The 20,491-nt window shown below is 57.9% G+C and carries 21 protein-coding genes; 15 read left to right on the forward strand and 6 right to left on the reverse strand.

Annotated features, from left to right (window positions below):
• From ALO80_RS02320 to yacG, 3 genes are read left to right on the forward strand one after another with little or no spacing between them, the layout of a single operon-like run.
• Entirely contained in the window at nucleotides 1-873 is an 873-nt protein-coding gene (locus ALO80_RS02320; RefSeq protein WP_055007784.1) for a prepilin peptidase, read from the forward strand.
• Nucleotides 870-1,493, forward strand: coding sequence for a dephospho-CoA kinase (coaE, locus tag ALO80_RS02325; RefSeq protein ID WP_055007785.1), 624 nt, complete (start codon nucleotides 870-872; stop codon nucleotides 1,491-1,493). The genes ALO80_RS02320 and coaE overlap by 4 nt, the downstream gene beginning before the upstream one ends.
• Nucleotides 1,490-1,699 (forward strand): DNA gyrase inhibitor YacG, encoded by a 210-nt coding sequence (yacG, locus tag ALO80_RS02330; protein ID WP_002552020.1) that lies wholly within the window; start codon nucleotides 1,490-1,492, stop codon nucleotides 1,697-1,699. Before coaE ends, yacG begins: the two co-directional genes overlap by 4 nt.
• 131 nt (nucleotides 1,700-1,830) lie before the next feature.
• Here yacG and ALO80_RS02335 read toward each other — a convergent pair whose 3' ends face one another.
• The 3 genes from ALO80_RS02335 to ALO80_RS02345 form a co-directional block, all read right to left on the reverse strand.
• A complete protein-coding gene (locus ALO80_RS02335) occupies nucleotides 1,831-2,289 on the reverse strand; it encodes a hypothetical protein (RefSeq protein WP_055007786.1) in 459 nt (152 codons plus the stop codon).
• Between the two features lie 104 nt (nucleotides 2,290-2,393).
• Nucleotides 2,394-3,914: a tetratricopeptide repeat protein gene (locus ALO80_RS02340; RefSeq protein ID WP_055007817.1), complete on the reverse strand. Its 1,521-nt coding sequence runs from the start codon at nucleotides 3,912-3,914 to the stop codon at nucleotides 2,394-2,396.
• Nucleotides 3,915-4,304: 390 nt separating this feature from the next.
• Nucleotides 4,305-4,772: a hypothetical protein gene (locus ALO80_RS02345; protein WP_055007818.1), complete on the reverse strand. Its 468-nt coding sequence runs from the start codon at nucleotides 4,770-4,772 to the stop codon at nucleotides 4,305-4,307.
• Nucleotides 4,773-4,899: 127 nt separating this feature from the next.
• Here ALO80_RS02345 and ALO80_RS02350 point away from each other — a divergent pair, with 127 nt between their 5' ends.
• The 12 genes from ALO80_RS02350 (at nucleotide 4,900) to ALO80_RS02405 (ending at nucleotide 16,776) form a co-directional block, all read left to right on the forward strand.
• Nucleotides 4,900-5,529, forward strand: coding sequence for a DUF1780 domain-containing protein (locus tag ALO80_RS02350; protein WP_003345130.1), 630 nt, complete (start codon nucleotides 4,900-4,902; stop codon nucleotides 5,527-5,529).
• Entirely contained in the window at nucleotides 5,526-6,059 is a 534-nt protein-coding gene (locus ALO80_RS02355) for an MOSC domain-containing protein (protein WP_055007787.1), read from the forward strand. The genes ALO80_RS02350 and ALO80_RS02355 overlap by 4 nt, the downstream gene beginning before the upstream one ends.
• 216 nt (nucleotides 6,060-6,275) lie before the next feature.
• Nucleotides 6,276-7,574, forward strand: coding sequence for an NAD(P)/FAD-dependent oxidoreductase (locus tag ALO80_RS02360; protein ID WP_055007788.1), 1,299 nt, complete (start codon nucleotides 6,276-6,278; stop codon nucleotides 7,572-7,574).
• Between the two features lie 874 nt (nucleotides 7,575-8,448).
• Nucleotides 8,449-9,282, forward strand: a complete 834-nt coding sequence (locus ALO80_RS02365) for a methyl-accepting chemotaxis protein (protein WP_375233055.1) — start codon at nucleotides 8,449-8,451, stop codon at nucleotides 9,280-9,282.
• A 9-nt stretch (nucleotides 9,283-9,291) separates the two neighbouring features.
• Nucleotides 9,292-9,660, forward strand: a complete 369-nt coding sequence (locus ALO80_RS02370; RefSeq protein WP_002553206.1) for a response regulator — start codon at nucleotides 9,292-9,294, stop codon at nucleotides 9,658-9,660.
• A 23-nt stretch (nucleotides 9,661-9,683) separates the two neighbouring features.
• A complete protein-coding gene (locus ALO80_RS02375) occupies nucleotides 9,684-9,974 on the forward strand; it encodes an STAS domain-containing protein (protein WP_054988348.1) in 291 nt (96 codons plus the stop codon).
• 46 nt (nucleotides 9,975-10,020) lie between these two features.
• Nucleotides 10,021-12,126, forward strand: a complete 2,106-nt coding sequence (locus tag ALO80_RS02380; RefSeq protein ID WP_055007790.1) for a chemotaxis protein CheA — start codon at nucleotides 10,021-10,023, stop codon at nucleotides 12,124-12,126.
• 30 nt (nucleotides 12,127-12,156) lie between these two features.
• Nucleotides 12,157-13,812: a methyl-accepting chemotaxis protein gene (locus ALO80_RS02385; RefSeq protein WP_055007791.1), complete on the forward strand. Its 1,656-nt coding sequence runs from the start codon at nucleotides 12,157-12,159 to the stop codon at nucleotides 13,810-13,812.
• A gap of 36 nt (nucleotides 13,813-13,848) precedes the next feature.
• On the forward strand, nucleotides 13,849-14,388 hold the full coding sequence (locus ALO80_RS02390) for a chemotaxis protein CheW (RefSeq protein WP_055007792.1): 540 nt from the start codon (nucleotides 13,849-13,851) through the stop codon (nucleotides 14,386-14,388).
• Nucleotides 14,389-14,397: 9 nt separating this feature from the next.
• Nucleotides 14,398-15,207 carry a CheR family methyltransferase gene (locus tag ALO80_RS02395; RefSeq protein ID WP_055007793.1) on the forward strand — a complete coding sequence of 270 codons (810 nt, stop codon included), beginning with the start codon at nucleotides 14,398-14,400 and terminating at the stop codon, nucleotides 15,205-15,207.
• The gene (gene cheD / locus ALO80_RS02400) at nucleotides 15,204-15,737 is read left to right on the forward strand and encodes a chemoreceptor glutamine deamidase CheD (protein ID WP_055005970.1); all 534 of its coding nucleotides are present in this window, start codon (nucleotides 15,204-15,206) and stop codon (nucleotides 15,735-15,737) included. The genes ALO80_RS02395 and cheD overlap by 4 nt, the downstream gene beginning before the upstream one ends.
• Nucleotides 15,700-16,776 carry a protein-glutamate methylesterase/protein-glutamine glutaminase gene (locus ALO80_RS02405; RefSeq protein WP_055005969.1) on the forward strand — a complete coding sequence of 359 codons (1,077 nt, stop codon included), beginning with the start codon at nucleotides 15,700-15,702 and terminating at the stop codon, nucleotides 16,774-16,776. The genes cheD and ALO80_RS02405 overlap by 38 nt, the downstream gene beginning before the upstream one ends.
• Before the next feature lie 33 nt (nucleotides 16,777-16,809).
• Here the strand turns inward: ALO80_RS02405 and ALO80_RS31860 are convergent, their stop codons facing one another.
• The 3 genes from ALO80_RS31860 to ALO80_RS28865 form a co-directional block, all read right to left on the reverse strand.
• Nucleotides 16,810-17,853: a hypothetical protein gene (locus tag ALO80_RS31860; protein ID WP_310886601.1), complete on the reverse strand. Its 1,044-nt coding sequence runs from the start codon at nucleotides 17,851-17,853 to the stop codon at nucleotides 16,810-16,812.
• A gap of 341 nt (nucleotides 17,854-18,194) precedes the next feature.
• Nucleotides 18,195-18,998: a type III secretion system effector phosphothreonine lyase gene (gene ospF, locus ALO80_RS02415; protein WP_055007794.1), complete on the reverse strand. Its 804-nt coding sequence runs from the start codon at nucleotides 18,996-18,998 to the stop codon at nucleotides 18,195-18,197.
• A 167-nt stretch (nucleotides 18,999-19,165) separates the two neighbouring features.
• Nucleotides 19,166-19,999, reverse strand: a complete 834-nt coding sequence (locus ALO80_RS28865) for a cellulase family glycosylhydrolase (RefSeq protein WP_162491656.1) — start codon at nucleotides 19,997-19,999, stop codon at nucleotides 19,166-19,168.
• Nucleotides 20,000-20,491: the final 492 nt, after the last annotated feature.

Genomic DNA, 20,491 nt, shown 5'->3' on the forward strand with positions numbered 1-20,491 from the left:
ATGCCTCTCCTCGACCTACTGGCCAGCTCCCCCCTGGCCTTCGTCACCACCTGCTGCATCCTCGGCCTCATCATCGGAAGCTTCCTCAACGTAGTCGTCTACCGCCTCCCAAAAATGATGGAGCGCGACTGGAAAGCCCAATCCCGCGAAATGCTCGGCCTGCCCGCAGAACCCGATCAGCCTGCCTTCAACCTGAACCGCCCCCGCTCCAGTTGCCCGCACTGCGCGCACAAAATCCGCCCGTGGGAAAATCTGCCGGTCATCAGCTATCTGCTGCTGCGCGGTAAATGCTCGCAGTGCAAAGCGCCGATCAGCAAACGCTACCCGCTGGTCGAGCTGACCTGCGCCGTGTTATCAGCCTACGTCGCCTGGCATTTCGGCTACGGCTGGCAGGCGGCGGCAATGCTGGTGTTGAGCTGGGGGCTGCTGGCGATGAGTCTGATCGACGCTGATCACCAGCTGTTACCTGATTCTCTGGTGCTGCCATTGCTGTGGCTGGGCCTGATCGTCAACGCTTTCGGGCTGTTCACCTCGCTGAATGATGCGCTATGGGGAGCGGTGGCCGGCTATCTGGCGCTGTGGTCGGTGTTCTGGCTGTTCAAGCTGGTGACCGGCAAGGAAGGCATGGGTTATGGCGACTTCAAGTTGCTGGCCATGCTTGGCGCGTGGGGCGGCTGGCAGATTCTGCCGTTGACCATCCTGCTGTCGTCGCTGGTGGGCGCGGTGCTGGGGGTGATCATGATGCGTGTGCGCAGGGTTGAAAGCGGTACGCCGATCCCCTTTGGTCCTTATCTGGCCATTGCGGGGTGGATCGCTTTGCTCTGGGGTGGTCAAATAACCGACTCTTACATGCAGTTTGCCGGTTTCAGATGACTCACCCCGATCAAAAACCCTGGATTCTTGGCCTGACTGGCGGCATTGGTAGCGGTAAAAGTGCAGCGGCACAGTGCTTTATCGACCTTGGCATCGACACCGTGGATGCCGACCACGCCGCCCGCTGGGTGGTCGAACCGGGGCGCCCGGCGCTGGAACAGATAGCTGCGCATTTCGGCAAGGACGTGTTGCAGGCCAGCGGCGAGCTGGATCGTGGCGCGCTGCGCAAGCTGATCTTCGAAAACCCCGAGCAGCGGCGCTGGCTGGAAGCGCTGCTGCATCCGTTGATCAATCAGGAAATCGTCAGCCATCTGGCCAAGGCCAAATCGCCTTATGCCATTCTGGTCTCGCCACTGCTGGTCGAGTCCGGGCAATACCGCATGGTTCAGCGGCTGCTGGTGATCGATGCTCCGGCGCACCTGCAGATAGAACGCACCATGCTGCGCGACAGCTCCAGCCAGGAGCAGGTCGAAGCCATTCTCAAGGTGCAGATCCAACGTGAAGACCGCCTGCGTCATGCTGACGATGTGCTGGTCAACGACCGCGACCCTGCCTGGCTGATCAGCGAGGTCGAGCGGCTGCACCACTTTTACCTTACTTTGCGTGGAGGCCAATCATGAGCCAACCAATGACCGTTCAATGCCCAACCTGCGACGCCCCTGTGGAATGGAGCGCGGCCAGTCCAAGCCGCCCGTTCTGCTCAGAACGCTGCAAACTGATCGACCTGGGAGCCTGGGCTTCTGAAGAGCATGCGATTCCGGTGAGTCCGGATGCTGAGGATGAATTGTTCTCGGGTGATCTGGAGGCTCCGCATCGGGGGCATTGATCGACACGGTCCCAGACAACTCTCTTCTTGCCAACGGACGAGTGACTAGAGCGACGATCCGAGTTGCACACGAAGGCTGTCTCACAGTCGCCTGACTCCAAGCGGCTGTGGTCAGCCTCTCGAGGGTATATTCACCCGCCCCCCCTTTTCTTGCCCCCAGAAACAGCAATCAGAATATCTCGTGCAGACCAAACCCAGCCGCCCAGCAAAAGACAGGGAATCAGTATGGAAAAGAATTGATGAAAGTCAGAAAAAGGTCTCTTGGCAACCCCCACTCCAACAATCCCCAGAATAAAAAGACAGAAAAATAAATAACCGAGCACTCTAAAGAATAAACAAATAACGTTTGAAAAACTTATACTCTCCACCCACACCACACCCCGTCGTGAGAAAAATGTACTCCAACAAGCGTGACATACTGTTGACCACCCAAAGCACGTAAACTGATAGACCGATATCTGAACTCCCGCGTCAAGAAAAATCCAAGCATACATGGCGTCCATTATCTCACCCGTAGCTCTTAAATACCCAGTCACATAATAGAGACCTATACCGCCCAACACGTAAACCACCAAACCCAAAATAAACACTGCCAGGTTCCTGCTTCAGGATAATTTTACCTTCACTGCCACATCAGCCTTTTCAGCCCCACATGACGCTTCTACCAGCGCGCTAATAAACTGCGCAAAAAAGTCTATTTCAGGTAGTTACCAATAGCAACGCTCTTGCTTCTACAAACCTCGTGCGACAGTCTGTCTCCATCGATAGTCTTCCCGGGATCCATCTCCTCGACAACCTTACGTATTGCGTCTTTGTAGACCTTGCTGTCAGGATTTATGCTAGACGCGCATTTCATCAAGGCATAGCTAATCACTGAATTTTTCGAAACGCCCAAACCTTTCCCATAGATTAAGCTGAGGTTCGCGAAAGCGGCGGCGTCGTCCTGCTCCGCTGCCTTCCAGTACCAATCCATAGCTTTCGGGTAATCCTGGGGAACACCATAGCCATGTTTGTACATGTTGCCTAACTCGTTTTCCGCATAGGCAATTCGCTCCGCAGGGAGCGCACGAAAATACAGCAGCGCTTCTGCATAGTTACGTTCGACACCACGCCCCTCTTTCAGCATGCGCGCAAGCTGATACTGGGCACGCGGCATATTTTGAGCAGCCGCTAATCGGTACCACTTTGCAGCTGCGGCGTTATCAACAGCACCGCCACGGCCCGATTCAAAAAGACTTGCAAGATCCGCCTGCGCAACGGCAAGCCCTTGAGTAGCTGCGAGCCCAAGCCAATAACGAGCCTCTGTGTAGTCCGTCGCCACTCCTTTGCCAACGATAGAAAAATACCCAATCTTGTACTGCGCAGGGGCATAGTCAGCTGAAGCGCTACGCCTATACCAGGCAAGGGCGCTTTTATAATCCTGTTCTACACCTGCGCCATACTCATAGGCTTGGCCCAGCGCCAGTTGACCGACAGGGTCGTTTCCCGCAGCGGATTTTTCATACCATTTAAATGCCTCACGCTCATCTCTCTCGACGCCCTTTCCGTCCGCGAGGCTTTTAGCCAGGTTTCGTTGCGCAAGGGTGTCGCCCTTCTCGGCTGCCAATTTGAGAAAGCGAAAACCTTTGGCCGCATCACGGTCGACACCACGACCTTCGATGTATCCCACGCCCAGAATATTCAACGCCTCGGCATCACCGCTGTCAGCGGCACGCTGTATGAAGTCTACCGCTGACGCTTCATCTTTTTCTACGCCTCTTCCTTCGCCAAGCATAAGTGCGTATCGGGACTGCGCAGCAGGCAAACCTTGTTCCGCAGCGACCTTATAAAACTCAGCAGCCTTTGCTAGATTTACAGCTGTGCCAACACCGTTTTCGTAAAAAAAACCTAACCTGTATTGAGCCAGCACCAGCCGTTGTTGTGCGGCGGCAGAGATATTCTCAAAGGCCTTTATCGCATCTTTGGAGACACCTTTACCCTCCTCATACTGCAACCCGATGTAGTACTCGGCCTGAGCATTGCCTTTTGCAGCCTCTTTTTGGAAGAGAGAAAATGCTTGCTGATACAGTCCTTGACTGTACGCATCCAGGCCCTTCTGCATTGATGCCAATGCACTCGTTGAAAGACAAAAGAACAAAAAGCCGGCGAAGAGTGCATCAGCTTTCAATATCCGCTTCCTGAATACATGTTTAGAGACCCTCATCACCCGCCACATTCGCCCGCAGGCATTTGGCGTTGAACAGGCACAGAACGCTTGTGCGTAGGTAAAAATGCAGATCAAGATCGCCCGACCCAGAGAGAAAAATAGCTTCATTTACGATCCATGTGAGAAGAAACCCTGAGTACCATTTGACTGGCTTTTCATGCCTTCGGCGCTGGACAGAAAAGCTTTAGGCGACTGAATGGAAATCTACCACGCGCTATACACACGGCAAAAAAATTGAAAGCGGCACAGTCTATTTTCATAGCCATCGCCTTGAGCGGTGAGCAAGCGCCTTATAAATGCTCGACCCCAGATCAGGCAGGCTTATCTAACCCATGCTTTGATCCCAACCTGAATCTGCCCTAACGCAGTACATGTATAAGCAAGTGCGCAAGCACGCCGTCAAGACTGAGGCTTCTCCAACGCAGCCCTCAACGCATCCGCACTGCCAAACTGCTGCTGACTGACCAACTGCCCGTCGCGCAACTGTAACCACAGCACTTTATCGTCATCGCCTGCGTACTGCGGCACGATGCGCGCTTCTCGATCAAGCATTACGCGATAGCTGTAATCCCGCATTTTGGGGATGGCGAACATTTTGGCGATGAGGGTCGGCATTTTCTGAATGTCAGCGACGAACACCGTCTGGCGCGATTCCAGAAAGCCTTTGGGCTTGTTCTGAAGGGCGGCATTGACCAGCTTGGCGGCGTCCATGCTGCGTGCGACGAGCAGGGTTTGCGTGTGGTTATTCAACGTATAGGGCTGGTCGTATTGATCAAGCAACGTCCAGTAGGACAGACGTTCGCCGACTTGCAGAGCGTTGGCGGTGAGGGGCAGCAAGGCCAGCAGCAGGATGGGCAGGAGCTTCACAGATCGATCCTCGATAAAAGCAGCGCCTGCGAGCATTTATGGCAGGCAATCAAAAAATGAATTGCCAGTCTACACCCCGGCATTCACTCTTCCAGTCATGGCAACTTGAACGCTAAGCTAGCCCCCTATGGATGACTCAGACTACCTGCGCCTGTTGACGATCCAGGCCGAACAAGCCAACGCCTTTCTGTCCAATGCGCGGAAGTGGGAGCGTGAGCGTTGGGTTTGTCAGCGGTTGTTGCAGGGGCTGAACATTGCGCATCGCAATGAGGACTTCACCCCCGCCAGTCAGGAGCCGCCGGATGTACTGTTTCGTGACGGGCGTTTCGAGGTGTTTTTCGTACTCGACGAGGGGCGGCGTCTCAATGACGAGTGGCGCGAAGAACTGGCGCGACGACGAAGCGCGTTCTCGTTGAGCCAGCTGGTACGTCGGGAAGCCAAGCCCAAGCGGATTCCGGCCTCTGAACTGCTGCACCGACTCGCCCCTACCCTGCGCAAGAAATCCACCAACTATCGCGAACGCGGCATTGATCTGGGCGGGCTGGATATCATCGCCTTCGCCAGTCTCAAGCGTGAGGTTCTGGACCTCAACAGTCATTTTCCGCCGCCGACCGAGTACCTGCGTCAGGGCTGGCGTTCGTTGTCGCTGGTGGGGCCGACCTTCGCTCGGGTATTGTTCGCGCATCCGGGCGCTCCGGATTTTCTGCGTACCAATCTGGGGCGCAGTGTTGTTTTCGATGTTGGAATCAGTTTATGAGCCCCTTGCAGGAACTGCTGGCCGATGTGCCTCAACAAGGTCGCGTGCGCTGGATAGGCGTGCGCCCGCAGTCGCGGGTCGAGATGATCGAGCTGGATGCAGTGGAGGCGCGTCGCGAAGCGGGTCTGACCGGCGACCATTCACGGCCTGGCCCGCGTAATGCGCGGCAGGTGACGTTGATTCAGTGGGAACATCTGGCCGTGATTGGCTCGTTGCTGGGCCGTGCGGCGGATAACCCTGTCGTGCCGCAGGACTTGCGGCGCAATCTGGTGATCAGTAGCATCAACCTGTTCAGCCTGAAGAATCGACGTTTCAGAATAGGTCAGGCTATTTTCGAAACCACCGGCTGGTGTCAGCCTTGTGCGCGGCTTGAGCAGCGTCTCGGCCACGGCACCTTTCAGGCGGTGCGCGGGCATGGTGGAATTACTGCGCGAGTGTTACAAAGCGGAATCATCCGCCTGGATGACACGCTGCAGGTCGAGCCGCTCGAAGTCACCGACCCCTGGCCCCCTGCCCGCCAGCACGCCTGAGACGACGGATAAATTGAGCAGCCCTCTGAACCCGGAACCGCAAAGGTGTGTCGAAGAGTACCTTCAGGCAAACCGCTATCCAGTCGAGCGCAGGCCGCTCCTGATTCCGGTATTGCCGTGATGAACCTGTTATCGAGCCTTCTGACGCTATGAGCTGCCTTGCGCTCGCGAAGATCGAGCTCCCCCCGAATTCCTTAAACCTTCCGAGTAATCCTTATGACGCATCGTATTGTTATCGTTGGCGGAGGCGCTGGCGGTCTGGAGCTGGCTACCAGTCTGGGCAAGACCCTGGGCAAGAAAGGCACGGCCAGTGTCACGCTGGTCGACGCCAACCTGACGCATATCTGGAAACCGCTGTTGCACGAAGTGGCTGCCGGTTCGCTCAACTCGTATGAGGACGAGCTGAACTACGTCGCTCAGGCCAAATGGAACAACTTTCAGTTCCAGCTCGGGCGCATGACCGGCCTGGACCGCGCCAGCCGTCAGATTCATCTGGCCGAGACGCTGGATGAGAACGGCGCAGAACTGGTGCCGGCACGCAGCCTGGGCTATGACTCGCTGGTGATTGCGGTGGGCAGCACCACCAACGACTTCGGCACCAAGGGCGCGGCAGAGCACTGCCTGTTTCTCGACAGCCGCAAGCAGGCCGAGCGTTTTCACCAGCAGTTGCTCAACCACTACCTGCGCGCCCACGCCGGTCAGGCCGACAGCGCGCAGGAAATTACCGTGGCCATCGTGGGCGCTGGTGCCACCGGTGTCGAGCTGGCGGCAGAGCTGCACAACGCGGCGCATGAGCTGGCAGCTTACGGGCTGGGCCAGATCAAACCGGAAAACCTGCGTATCACGGTGATCGAAGCCGGGCCACGGGTGTTGCCTGCGCTGCCAGAACGCATCGGCGCGCCGGTCCACAAGACCCTGGAAAAGCTCGGTGTGACGGTACTGACCAACGCAGCAGTCAGTGAAGTGACCGCTGATGGTTTGATCACGGCTACCGGACAGCTCATCCCGGCCAGTTTGAAAGTCTGGGCGGCAGGTATTCGTGCCCCGGCGTTTCTGCATGAACTGGATGGCCTCGAAAGCAACCGGATCAATCAGTTGCAAGTGCTGTCGACGCTGCAAACCACCCGTGACGAGAATATCTTCGCGTTCGGCGACTGCGCAGCCTGCCCGCAAAAAGGCACCGACCGCAACGTCCCGCCCCGCGCCCAGGCTGCTCACCAGCAGGCGTCACTCCTGGCCAAATCGCTGCGCCTGCGGATCGAAGGCAAGACACTGCCGGAATACACCTACAAGGACTACGGGTCACTGATCTCGCTGTCGAGCTTCTCGGCAGTCGGCAATCTGATGGGTAACCTGATGGGCAGCGTGATGCTTGAAGGCTGGCTGGCGCGGATGTTTTATGTATCGCTGTACCGCATGCACCAGATGGCGCTGTACGGCACCTTCCGCACCCTGATGCTGATGCTGGGCAGCAAGATCGGCAAAGGCACCGAGCCGCGAATGAAGCTGCACTAACAGCCCGCGCCGGGCTTATTGCCATACCGGCGCTGGAGCGTACGCAGCGATAGCCTCGACTATCGTGCGACGCTCCGCGTCGGCATGCCGTTCTGGACGCTCTGCGTCCTCTTGCGATGCAGAGCGTCGCGAAATGCATTCCACAGCGCTCGGCGTTTTATACAAGTCTGCTTTAGATTCTGGCCGGAGGCCGTGGGAGCGGACGGGCGACGCTTCGCTTGTTCGCGAAGCCAGTGTTTCAGGCGACGCATTTTCGGCGATCATGCCGGCCCTTTCGCGAACAAGTTCGCTCCCACGCCCTTCGGGCAGAAGCCTGAAAACCCACTTCCGACGCTGACTTGCAGCGTTCTGAATACCCGCTATTTTTAAAGTGATCGGGCTCTACACGCAGTGATCAGACGGAAGGCACCCGCACAGGTATAAAGTTCGTCTACGCCACGCAGATAACTAGGGAGTCGTGTATCACGCTGCACTGTTCAGGGATCGAACCCATATGTCGAATCAATTCAGCAGTACTCCTGCGCAAAGCCATCCACGCTTTATCTGGTTTCCCCTGATTCCTGTCATACCTGCCGTTGCCTGGATACTGACGCAATCGGGTACGCGCCCTGCCGAACTGGTTGCGTGCGCTGCCCTTGTTGCCATTGGCGTTGGCGCTGCTTTCTGGGCTGCTCAGTCACAACGTAATGAAGTGCGTCGCGCCGTGACTCAAGCGCTGGACCATCATCAGGCGCACAGCGGGCAAAGCGCCGCGACGGCCACCAGTGCCCAACTCAATGAAATCTTCCTCGGTGCCATGCCGATCTGGGCCAAGCAGGTTGAAAGCTCACGTCAGCAGACCGAAACCGCCATCGTCGAGCTGAGCAGCCGTTTCATGGGGATTTCCGAGCGTTTGCAGGAAACCGTGCAGGCCTCGCAACACGCTGCCGGCGAACTCGACGGTCAGAACGCCGATGGTGCGTTGAAAGTCCTGTCCCAGAGCGACAGCGAGCTGAGCCAGGTAATCGACTCCCTCAAGGCCACCCAGGCCAGCCGCGACCAGACGCTGTCTCAGGTTCGCAGCCTGACCGCCTACACTGGCGAATTGCGCACCATGGCCGCGGACGTTGCCGCCATTGCTGCACAGACCAACCTGCTGGCCCTCAACGCCGCCATCGAAGCCGCACGCGCAGGCGAAGCAGGCCGAGGTTTCGCCGTGGTAGCCGACGCGGTGCGCAGCCTGTCGAGCAAGTCCAGCGAAACCGGTCAGCAGATGTCCGCCAAGGTCGACATCATCAACAACGCCATCACGCAACTGGTGCAGGCCGCCTCCAGCGGTGCCGACCAGGACAGCCATTCGGTGGCGGCTTCCGAGCAAAGTATCCAGAACGTACTGGAGCGCTTCCAGAGCATTACAGGTCGCCTGGCCGAATCCGCAGACCTGCTCAAGCAGGAAAGCTACGGTATTCGCGACGAAATGACCGAGGTGCTCGTAAACCTGCAGTTTCAGGATCGGGTCAGCCAGATCCTGACCCACGTACGCGACAACATCGACTCTTTGCACGCGCACTTGCTGCAGGCCAGCCAGTCTCCCGATCAGACCGTCGCCATCGACGCACGGCAATGGCTGGCGCGTATGGAGTCCACGTACGCGACCGACGAGCAACGCCGTACTCACCACGGTGAATCGGCTGCCCAGCAGAATTCGCAGGAAATCACATTTTTCTAGGAGTAGATCATGGCTAAGAGTGTTTTGGTGGTCGACGATTCAAGCAGCGTCCGGCAGGTGGTCGGCATCGCGTTGAAAAGTGCCGGATACGACGTTATCGAAGCCTGCGACGGCAAAGATGCACTGGGCAAGCTGACCGGGCAGAAAGTGCACCTGATCATCAGTGACGTGAACATGCCGAATATGGATGGCATCACGTTCGTCAAGGAAGTGAAGAAGCTGGCCAGTTACAAATTCACGCCGATCATCATGCTGACCACCGAGTCTCAGGAGTCGAAAAAAGCTGAAGGTCAGGCTGCTGGCGCAAAAGCATGGGTCGTCAAACCGTTCCAGCCAGCACAAATGCTGGCGGCTGTTTCCAAGCTGATCCTGCCCTGAGACCCCGGTCCCTGGAGGCCAGCATGCCGACGCCAGACGAGAGTGCCACCGACACTGCACGCGTGCAGATAGATGGCGAGCTGACGATTTACACCGTGACCGAACTTGCTGCCCGACTGCTGCCACAGATCGGCGCTGCGGCACGTCTGGAGGTGGACCTTTCGCAGGTCACCGAGATGGACGGTGCGGGCCTGCAATTGCTGGCGGTCATCCAGCGTGAAGCCGGCAAGACCGGGACTTCGCTGCATTTGACCGGGCAAAGCAAAGCGGTCAGCGAAACCTTCGAGTTATGTAATCCGGGTGTCGTGCTGTAGCGCGTCCATTTGCAGTACTGCCCAGTGATCGATCAAGGAAGTCACCGTGAGTATTAATCTCGATCAGGCACAGCAAACGTTCATCGTTGAAGCGCGTGAGCTTTTGCAGGCTATGGAAGAATCCCTCCTGCAGCTCGAAAGCGAACCCGGCGATCAGGATGCGATTGGCGCAGTTTTCCGCGCAGCGCACACCATCAAAGGCTCGGCCGGACTGTTCGGGCTGACGCCCATTGTCAGTTTTACTCACATCGTCGAAGACGTGCTGGATCGTCTGCGTGAGGGCAGTGTTTCGGTGGACGCGGGGCTGATCGCGGTGCTGCTCAAATCCGGCGATCACATGCTTGAGTTGATCGACGTGGTGGCCAGCCGTGGCGAGCAATTGCAGGCACCTGCTCTGGAACGCGAAGCGGCATTGCGCCAGGCATTACAGGTCTATCAGGCCCCCGCCAATGCCCAGCCTGCCGACGATGCGCGAGCGCCGGGCGTGATCGATGAGCCGCCGGCCGAAGGGCTATGGCATATCTCGCTGCGTTTTGGCGTGGATGTGTTTCGTAATGGCATGGACCCGCTGTCGTTCCTGCGCTACCTCAATACTCTGGGGCAGATGGTTCAGGTCACGACGGTAACCGACAGCATTCCGGCAGTGGAAGCGTGGGACCCGGAATCCTGTCATCTGGGTTTCGAGATCGATTTCCGCTCTTCTGCCGGGCACGCCGCGATCAATGAAGTCTTCGATTTTGTGCGTGAAGACTGTGCCGTAGAAATAACCCTCATAAACGAGCCCGCAGACGGTATCGAGCCAACCGGTACAGAACTGGTCTCGCAGACCGGACACAGCCCTGCGGTTGCCAGCGGCGAACTGCTGGGCGATCAGCGTGCTGTGCCGCGCACGCCCGCTACGGCTACGGCAGTAGAACGCCCACCCTCTTCGGGCAGCGAACAGAAAAGCAAGGACGGCCGTTATGTGCGCGTCAACGCCGACAAACTTGATGAACTGATCAACCTGGTCGGCGAGCTGGTCATTGCCAGCGCCGGTGCCAATCTGCTGGCCCGTTCGTGTGACAACGACCCGCTTCAGGAAGCCAGTTCGACCGTTTCAGGCCTGGTCGAGCAAATTCTGGACGGTGCGTTGCACCTGCGCATGATCCCCATCGGCGACACGTTCAATCGTTTCCGCCGCGTAGTGCGCGATGTCAGCCAGGAACTGGGCAAGGACATCGACCTGATTATCAACGGTGCGGAAACCGAACTGGACAAGACCGTCGTCGAAAAGATCGGCGACCCGCTCATGCACCTGCTGCGCAACTCCATGGACCACGGCATCGAAAGCGCCGAAGCGCGCCGTGCGGCAGGCAAACCGGCCAAAGGCCATTTGAGCCTCAATGCGTACCATGACTCGGGCAGCATCGTCATTGAGATCGCCGATGACGGTGCCGGACTCAACCGCGAGCGAATCCTCGACAAAGCCCAGCAACGCGGGCTGGTGGCAGCTGGCGCAAGCCTCACTGATCAGGAAATCTACAACCTGATCTTCGAACCCGGTTTTTCCACCGCCGAGGCCGTCACCAACCTGTCGGGGCGTGGTGTCGGCATGGACGTGGTCAAGCGCAATATCACCTTGCTGCGCGGCACCGTAGACCTGGACAGCCAGCCCGGTGAGGGCACCATCGTGCGCATTCGCCTGCCGCTGACGCTGGCAATCATCAACGGTTTTCTGGTCGGCATCGATCAATCGACTTACGTCATCCCGCTGGACATGGTGCAGGAATGCATCGAACTGGACGAACAGAATCGTCACCTGACCCGGGACAGCGGCTATCTGGACCTGCGTGGCGAAGTGCTGCCGCTGGTCTACCTGCGCGACCATTTCAATCATGAAGGCCCGGCCGCGCGTCGCCAGAACGTCGTGGTGGTGCGTTACGCCGAACACAAGGCCGGGCTGGTGGTAGATGACCTGCTGGGCGAGTTTCAGACGGTCATCAAACCTCTGGGCAAGCTGTTCGGCGCACTGCGTGGTATCAGCGGCTCGACGATTCTGGGCAGCGGAGCAGTGGCGTTGATTCTCGACATCCCGGCTCTGCTCAACCAGATCGTACAGATGGAAGCCCGCTCGACCCAGGCACCTCAATCCCTTTTGCCCACTTCTCGCTGACGGATTCGCAATTCCCAAGGAGTTACTTCAATGAAATGGTTCTACGATCTGAAGATTTCCACCAAGCTGATTACCTCGTTTCTGGTGGTTCTGGCGTTGACCGCAGCCATGGGAGTCTTTGCCATCATCCAGCTCGGCCAGGTCAACCAGGCCGCTCAGGACATCAAGGAAAACTGGATGCCGTCCATGCGTGCGGCGTCAGGCATGCGCTTTTATGCAGCTAACTTCCGGCTGAAGGAAAACCGCCACATTGCTGCCGACACTGCCCAGGAAAAGACGCAGATGGAGCAGGAAGCTGCAGAGTCCCGCAAACAGTTTGAGACGCGACTGGCCACCTACGACAAGCTGATCATCAGCGATCAGGACCGGCAGATGTTCAGTGCCGTAAGTGCCTCGTGGTCCGCCTACCTGAAAGTCAGCAACGACCTGTTCGAGCTTTCCCGGCAGGGCCAGGAAACCGAAGCGCGTGCATTGCTGCGCGGTGAGTCCAAACTGCACTTCGACGAAGTGACCAACCAGTTGCAAAAAATGGTCGAGCTCAACGACGCCGGGGCAACCGCCGCCGGAGAAAAGGGCACGAGCCTGTACGAAAGCGCGCGCATCTCGATCATCGCCGTACTGGTTGCAGCCTTGTTGGTCGGCCTGGGGCTGGCACTGTTCATTGCACGGATCATTTCCCGCCCGCTCAAAGAAGCAGCGACTGCCGCCGAGCAACTGGCAGAAGGCAATCTCAACGCGCACATCGGTCACGGCTCCAGGGACGAGACCGGCATGGTGCTGAACGCCATGCGCAATATGGTCGGCAAGCTGTCGCATATTATCGGCGAAGTACGCAATGCCGCCGATAATCTGGCCAGCGCCTCGGAAGAAGTCAGCGCTACCGCGCAGTCGATGAGCCAGGCCACCAGCGAACAGGCCGCCAGCGTCGAAGAGACCAGCGCCTCGGTCGAGCAGATGAGTGCCAGCATCAACCAGAACACCGAGAACGCCAAAGTCACCGATGGCATGGCCAGCAAGGCCGCCAAGGAAGCCACCGATGGCGGCGAATCGGTACAGCAGACCGTGGTCGCGATGAAGAAAATCGCCCAACGCATCAGCATCATCGACGACATCGCTTATCAGACCAACCTGCTCGCCCTCAACGCGGCCATCGAAGCGGCCCGTGCGGGCGAGCACGGCAAGGGTTTCGCGGTAGTGGCCGCCGAGGTGCGCAAGCTGGCTGAGCGCAGTCAGGTCGCCGCCCAGGAAATTGGCGAGCTGTCGTCGAGCAGCGTGGACATGGCCGAGAAGGCGGGCAAGCTACTGGACGAAATGGTCCCGTCGATCAACAAGACCTCTGACCTTGTGCAGGAAATCAGCGCGGCTTCGGAAGAACAGGCGGCCGGTGTGGCGCAGATCAATACCGCCATGACCCAACTCAACCAGGTTACCCAGCAAAATGCCTCGAGCAGCGAAGAATTGGCCGCTACCGCTGAAGAAATGAGCAGTCAGGCCGAACAACTGCAACAGGCCATGAGCTTCTTCACCCTTGATGCGTCGCCAAGGGGCGTCGCACAAGGCGGCCCTGTCGACAGCCGCAGCAGCCCGAACCGCCAGCCGCCGCGTCCGCCGCAACAGGCTCCGCGCAAGGCATTTGCGCAAAGCATGGCGGGTGCCCCGGACGAATCGGAATTCACCCGGTTCTGATTGCCGGCTTCGTTAGCGATTCAAAGGGAGAACGACATGGGCTCATTGGTCACGACTCGGCAGACCGTCCCGGCGGTCGAAGAAGAGGCGCAGTACCTGACTTTCATGCTCGGTGGCGAGATGTTCGCCATCGGCATTCTGGGCATCAAGGAAATCATCGAGTACGGCAGCCTGACGGTGGTGCCGATGATGCCCGCCTTCGTGCGCGGGGTGATCAATCTGCGCGGCGCGGTGGTGCCCGTGGTTGATCTGTCGGCGCGCTTCGGGCGACAGAACTCGGACATCACACGACGCTCGTGCGTGATCATCATCGAGGCCAACAGCGAGGACGGCCAGCCCCAGGACATCGGCCTGTTGGTCGATAACGTCTCGGCAGTTCTGGAAATACCGGCCTCGCAGATCGAACCGCCACCGAACTTCGGTGCGCGCATTCGTGCCGACTTCATCAGCGGCATGGCCAAGGTCGACGGCAAGTTCGTGATCGTCCTTGAGGTCGATCGCGTGTTGTCCATCGATGAAATGTCCAGCCTGGCAGAGGCTGGCCAGTCACTGCCGCCCGACACCGACGCGACGTGAGGCCTGCACATGCCTGATACAGCGTCGCTCACCGATCGCGAGTTCGGCCAGTTCCAGGCCTGGCTGTACAACGCTGCGGGCATCAAACTGACGCTGGCCAAGAAAGCACTGGTGGCCGGCCGTCTGTTCAAGCGCCTCAAGCACTACCAGCTGGACAACTATGGCGAGTATTTCAAGCTGATCATGGGCGACCAGCGCAATGGCGAGCTGCAAGTGGCGCTCGACCTGCTGACCACCAACGAAACGTACTTCTTTCGCGAGCCCAAGCACTTTGACTTCCTGCGCCAGCAGGTCCTGCCCAAAGTGACCCCGGGCAAGGTGTTTCGGATCTGGAGCGCCGCCAGCTCGTCCGGCGAAGAGCCTTACAGCCTGGCCATGACGCTGGCGGAACATCTGGGCACCACTCCATGGGAAGTGGTCGGCTCGGACATCAGCACTCGCGTGCTCAGCAAGGCGCGCAGCGGGCACTATCCCATGGAGCGCACCGAAACCCTGCCTCAACCGTTGTTGTTCAAATATTGCCTGAAGGGCATTGGGCGACAGGAAGGCACCTTTCTGATCGACAAGTCGTTGCGCAGCCGGGTCAGCTTCGTGCAGGTAAACCTCAATGACACCCTGCCCGATCTGGGTGAATTCGACGTGATCTTTCTGCGCAACGTAATGATTTATTTCGATCAGGAAACCAAGAGTAAAGTCGTTGCGCGATTGCTGCCGCGTCTCAAGTCAGGGGGTTATTTCATCATCAGCCATTCGGAGAGCCTCAACGGCATAAACGACACGCTGAAACTCGTCTCCCCTTCGATCTACCGCAAACCATGAACACGCCGGTCGGCGTTGCCGAGATAGTCCTGGCTCCCGGAGAAGTGGTCTTCCAGACTAGACCGGTGCGCCTGCGCACGCTGTTGGGCTCATGTGTTGCGATCACGTTCTGGCACCCGTGGCGGCGTATCGGCGGGATGTGCCACTTCATGTTGCCGGGGCGCATTCGCAAGCATCAACCACTGGACGGCAAGTACGGTGATGAAGCGATGGAAATGCTTATCCGCCATGCGCTGGCCAGCGGCACGTTGCCGGAGGAGTATCAGGTCAAGCTGTTCGGCGGCGGCGAGATGTTTCCTGCACAGCGTCAGGATCAGCAGATGCAGAACGTCGCGGATCGCAATATCCATGCGGCGCTGGAACTGGCCGACCGGCACCGTCTGAAGCTGACGGCTCAGGACCTGGGCAGCACTGGTCATCGCAACATCATTTTCGACCTGTGGAACGGAAACGTATGGGTCAGGCACCAACCAATGGAAGCAATTGAAAAAGATGCCAAACAAAAAAATCAGCGTATTGCTGGTCGATGATTCGGCCGTCGTTCGCCAGGTACTCGTGGCAATTCTCAACGACACCCCCGATATTCATGTGATGGGCGCGGCGTCGGACCCGATTTTCGCCATGGGCAAGCTGGCTCAGGAATGGCCGGACGTCATCGTGCTGGACGTGGAAATGCCACGCATGGACGGCATCACCTTTCTCAAGAAGATCATGAGCGAACGGCCGACGCCGGTGGTGATCTGCTCGTCGCTGACCCAGAAAGGCGCGGAAACCTCGTTGCAGGCACTGTCTGCCGGGGCAGTGGAAATCATTACCAAACCCACCACCGGCCTGAAGAACTTCCTCATTGATTCGGCCGCCGAACTGGTCGCGGCAGTCCGTGCTGCGGCAAACTCCAATGTAAGGAACCTCGGCAAGCGCGCTGCCGCACCGGTGTTGACGCCTGCCAGCAAACTCACTGCCGACGCCATCCTGCCTGCTGCCAGCGGTCATGCCATGGCGCAGACCACCGAGCGGATCGTAGCCATCGGCACCTCGACAGGCGGCACCCAGGCGCTGGAAGCGGTGCTGACTGCGCTGCCCAGAGTCTGCCCGGGTATCGTCATCGTCCAGCACATGCCGGAAAAATTCACCGCCTCGTTCGCCGAACGCCTCAACGGCCTGTCACAGATCGAAGTACGCGAGGCCAGAAACAATGACCGCATCCTGCCCGGCCTGGCCCTGATTGCGCCCGGCGGCAAGCACATGATGGTCACTCGTAGCGGTGCCTTTTACCACGTGCAGGTCATCGACGGCCCGCTGGTCAACCGGCACCGTCCTTCCGTGGACGTGCTGTTTCGCTCCGTGGCCAAATTCGCCGGCAAGAATGCGACAGGCATCATCATGACCGGCATGGGCGACGACGGCGCACGCGGGCTCAAGGAAATGCTTGATGCCGGCAGCTCGACAGTCGCCCAGGACGAAGCCAGTTGCGTGGTGTTCGGCATGCCCAAGGAAGCCATCAAACTGAACGCTGCGCAACGCATCATGCCGTTGCAGGAGATTCATCAGGCGATCCTGCACAGGTAACGTCAGCGCGCTTGCCGATCAGCTCAGGACACGTCAGCGCTCGCCATAAGCAAGCCGCCCGGTGACTGCAAAACCTTGCTCAAGCATCACGATTTTTTCCGGCTGAAAGTAATGCCCTGGATTGAGCAGAATTTCCTGCTCACCCGCTTCGCTGATGCTCATATCCGGATTGTGAGCATCCTGAATGGCATCCACGTGGATACCCGCAACGCGGTCGGCCTTGAAGCGGAAAAAGATCGACGAGGCATCAACGCGATTGCTCTGCAGATCACGCAGCGTTTGACGCCGCAACACTTCAGATGAAAGGTCACCGCTTGAAAGGTCCACCGTATACCTGGCTCTGCCCAACCCTCGCTCATCCGACACACTGGAGAATTCTACTGCCGCGTCCGCGCTGGATGTCGTACTGAGAAAACCGTTGAAGCGCAGCGCCTTGCCCGAGAGCAGAGCGTGCAGCGCAGACTCGCCATTGAGCTGAGTCGTGAACAGATCGTCATGCCCTGTCGCACCTTTCAACAGAGAGACACCTGAAATACGCGGAGCGGCATGAATGAACTGTCGTAAAAGAGCCGTTTGTGGCGCCAACTGGGTTTCGATGTGGGTCTTGTGGATTTCAAACTCCTCGGCGTTCAGTTCGCCCGCCTCGTAATGTCGAGCAAAATCACGGACAAAATTATTCACCTCGGCTTCGTTGTGGTATTTAGGGTCGAGCGATTGCAAGTAGTGGCTCAGAGAGCGATAACCCATCGCGCTGATATTCATCAGGTAGTTATCGCCATAATCCTGCTGATAGATATGCAATGCATCAACGACTTGCCTGCCCTGCGAGGGCGAATAGCGGCTAAAGTGCTGCAGACTGTTATGTGCAATCCTGCTTTTTTCTGTCGGGAAATTATTCAGCTGATTGTTGAGGATATGCTGTTTTTCAAGCTCTGCCGCGTGCGCCAGTCGGTGGCGCTGATTTAAAACCTGTTGGGCAGAGGCAGGCGCTATGCCTCTTTGCCCCCATTGCGTGGTGTGCACTGTCTGGGAGGTTGCAAACGCAGACGCAAACCCGGTCCGATTCATCGCGGTCAATTGAACAGGGTGTCCTCCGACAAGCGCCACGGTGTTGCCGGGTCTGGCACGATGAGCCTGTTGTGAGGCACTGGGTGCTTGCGAAGGACGCTGGCTACCGGAAGGCTGATTGTAGAGATAAGCATGACTGGCAGAGTGTTGAGAAACTGGATTCGGCATGACATTTTTCCTGTAAGGCGCCTCGTTGTACGACGGCTTTTTTCTAGTTCCAACACGTGCTTTGTAAGCACGCAGGTAGCACGTGGGGTGATCACAGAATCTGCACACACCCGATCAAGGGTTGCGGGCAATGTGATGTAAAGAGAACTGGTTGGTATTCAACGATCCACAGCCGGACCTGTTCAGCGGGTCCAGGGCGGTGGCAGCAACGAGCGACTTCCGGCATTCGGCATCGCTGGCGAGGCGGCCATGTCAGGCAATGAAACCAGCTGGAAAAACGGCTCTGTTTGCAGTTCGTTGACCTGGCTGGCTGATCCCGCTCTTTCGCTTCGGTGCTCATTGCGATAAGACGCATACGCCCAATGCCCGGGAGCAACATCCGATGCAGGGCGATGACGGCTCTGCGCTACGCCGGCGGCTCGTAACGCATGCTCGATACTGCTGATCATGCCCCTCATTTTTCCCATGTATTGAGGGCTGTAAGTGTTATCCGCGCGGTCAGGCTTGGCATACAGGGTGAACTGAGCCCCCTGCGTAACACGCGCTTGTTCAGCCGACGAGTGTGTCTGCACACTATTCATGTCGGTCACTTTCCACTTGTCGACAGGACTGTCGTCCGCTTGCAAGAGTTTGCCTATTGCATCAAATGCGCTGGCGACATGTTCGGGCGCAACACTCAGGTGAAACTTGTCACCGGCAAAGTCACCCTTGCTCTTGGGCTCCCGGCGATCCATGTGAATGAACAGGTCAGTCCCTGTCGCCCTGAAGGTATTGAAAACCGTCCAGCCACCATGATTTTCACCCCGCGCGCGCTGCGCTACCGCGTACGTGGGGGCACGATGGTTCAAGGCAAAGCGCGTTTGAGTGTTGGCGCGCACTTCTCCCGGATTCAAACGGCTTAGTTCGGCGCTTGTGTCCTTTTTGACAGCGGGTGGCGTTAACTGGGTGTTCAACTTCAGATTGAGCATGGGTTTGGTGACAGCCATTGCTTTGATTACCTCCTTTTTCAGACAAATAAAGAGCAGAGGCGGCGACGCTGTTGCCTCTCGTCGCCCTCCCCTGTGTTGATAACGTTGAATGGATCGCTGGCCACCTTTGCAGGTAACCCGGCGACGGTCAGTTGATGAGCATGATCAGATGTCCACGAGCAATGTCAGGAAAATTGATCGTTGTTAGAGAAGCCGATGTCGTGCTTGATCTTTCCGTTTCTGAACTGGTCCATCCACGGCAGGACATCGGCACCAGCGGCTTTCAGCGCATCCATGTTGTCGTTCACAGCCTGGTTGGCCCCGTCGCGCTGTTCAAAGTTACCGCCCCCGGTCCAGTTGGCGTTGCCGACTTCGCCGATCTGAGGTTTGAAGCCCGCGCCCGTCAACGCCTTGATCTCCGATGACAGGCGTGAAGAGGCGTCGGCACCGCTGGCGTACTCATGGATACTGCCGATCAGGCCGGGGTTGTTGCTGCCATTGGCGGCCTTCAATTGATCGGCGTATTTGACCAGCCCGCTTTCCCCGCCAGCGGTCAGGCCACCTCCCCAATTGCTGTCTTCCACCACAATGTCGCCTTTGTAGCCTGCGTCTCGCGCAGATTTGATCAGCGTGCTTTGCATATCGGCCCAATCCTGGGTGGCGCTCTTGCCGCCCTCATTGAACGTGTCGAGTACAAAGCTTGGGTGTTTTCCAAGTGCCGAAACTACGTTTTTGATATCGTCAGCGGCTTGTTTGAGTTTGTCCCCGGACAGGACGTTGCCACCGCCGCCATTGGCGTTGTCACGAAACGTGAATTGAACCTTGACCCCTTGTTTGTCACCGGCATCGACCATCGCTTTGAGCTTGGCCATCTGCGCGGGGTCATTGATCTGGTCGTGAGTCATTTGTATGCGAAGTGTTCCGCCGCCGGCATTTTTCACATCGTCGACCATTTTTCGCGCCGCCTCAGGGGAAGCAATCCGGTCAGGAACCGTATTCGCGCCGCCATGAGTACCCAGGCCAGCGTTATTGAAGGCACGACCGTCATCAGGCTGCCCGGACCGGCTTGAGTCTGGAGTCGAATGAGCAGCACTGCCGGGAGACGCAGAAGCCGGCCCTGGTCCGGACGACGCAGAGGGCTGGCGCTGAGAAGGATCACTGGCAGAAGAACGACCCAGCAGGTTTTTCAGCAACGCATAAATGAGCGTCTTCAACGCCTCGACCAGGTCATTGCGATCGGCTCCACCGGCTCGTGCATTCGCTGTGGTGGCTGTTGGCGTGCCATTTCCCCAACTGACGGTATTGGGCGAACGATGGGTGTTTTCTGAAGGAAGAAAGTGCACCGCATTGCTCGATGACTTCCCGGAATATTCCGAACCCGACGCCTGGTTGCACGACGGGGCAGGCAACCAGGCGTGGCCATTATTGCTTACGGGTGTGTTCATGCTCATTTCATTACTCCTTTCCTGTGGAGGTAACGCGTTTGGGTGAACTGTTTTTTCGCAGGGTTT

This window comes from Pseudomonas caricapapayae (genome assembly GCF_001400735.1).
GTDB lineage: Bacteria > Pseudomonadota > Gammaproteobacteria > Pseudomonadales > Pseudomonadaceae > Aquipseudomonas > Aquipseudomonas caricapapayae.

Excerpts from the sequence above, each read along its gene's own strand:
- ospF (WP_055007794.1), bottom strand. The coding sequence starts at position 18,998 with ATGGCTGTCACCAAACCCATGCTCAATCTGAAGTTGAACACCCAGTTA.
- ALO80_RS02385 (WP_055007791.1), top strand. The coding sequence starts at position 12,157 with ATGAAATGGTTCTACGATCTGAAGATTTCCACCAAGCTGATTACCTCG.
- ALO80_RS02395 (WP_055007793.1), top strand. The coding sequence starts at position 14,398 with ATGCCTGATACAGCGTCGCTCACCGATCGCGAGTTCGGCCAGTTCCAG.
- ALO80_RS02375 (WP_054988348.1), top strand. The coding sequence starts at position 9,684 with ATGCCGACGCCAGACGAGAGTGCCACCGACACTGCACGCGTGCAGATA.
- ALO80_RS02355 (WP_055007787.1), top strand. The coding sequence starts at position 5,526 with ATGAGCCCCTTGCAGGAACTGCTGGCCGATGTGCCTCAACAAGGTCGC.
- ALO80_RS02320 (WP_055007784.1), top strand. The coding sequence starts at position 1 with ATGCCTCTCCTCGACCTACTGGCCAGCTCCCCCCTGGCCTTCGTCACC.
- coaE (WP_055007785.1), top strand. The coding sequence starts at position 870 with ATGACTCACCCCGATCAAAAACCCTGGATTCTTGGCCTGACTGGCGGC.
- ALO80_RS02360 (WP_055007788.1), top strand. The coding sequence starts at position 6,276 with ATGACGCATCGTATTGTTATCGTTGGCGGAGGCGCTGGCGGTCTGGAG.
- yacG (WP_002552020.1), top strand. The coding sequence starts at position 1,490 with ATGAGCCAACCAATGACCGTTCAATGCCCAACCTGCGACGCCCCTGTG.
- ALO80_RS02350 (WP_003345130.1), top strand. The coding sequence starts at position 4,900 with ATGGATGACTCAGACTACCTGCGCCTGTTGACGATCCAGGCCGAACAA.
- ALO80_RS02340 (WP_055007817.1), bottom strand. The coding sequence starts at position 3,914 with ATGTGGCGGGTGATGAGGGTCTCTAAACATGTATTCAGGAAGCGGATA.
- ALO80_RS02390 (WP_055007792.1), top strand. The coding sequence starts at position 13,849 with ATGGGCTCATTGGTCACGACTCGGCAGACCGTCCCGGCGGTCGAAGAA.
- cheD (WP_055005970.1), top strand. The coding sequence starts at position 15,204 with ATGAACACGCCGGTCGGCGTTGCCGAGATAGTCCTGGCTCCCGGAGAA.
- ALO80_RS02405 (WP_055005969.1), top strand. The coding sequence starts at position 15,700 with ATGCCAAACAAAAAAATCAGCGTATTGCTGGTCGATGATTCGGCCGTC.
- ALO80_RS02370 (WP_002553206.1), top strand. The coding sequence starts at position 9,292 with ATGGCTAAGAGTGTTTTGGTGGTCGACGATTCAAGCAGCGTCCGGCAG.
- ALO80_RS02365 (WP_375233055.1), top strand. The coding sequence starts at position 8,449 with ATGGGGATTTCCGAGCGTTTGCAGGAAACCGTGCAGGCCTCGCAACAC.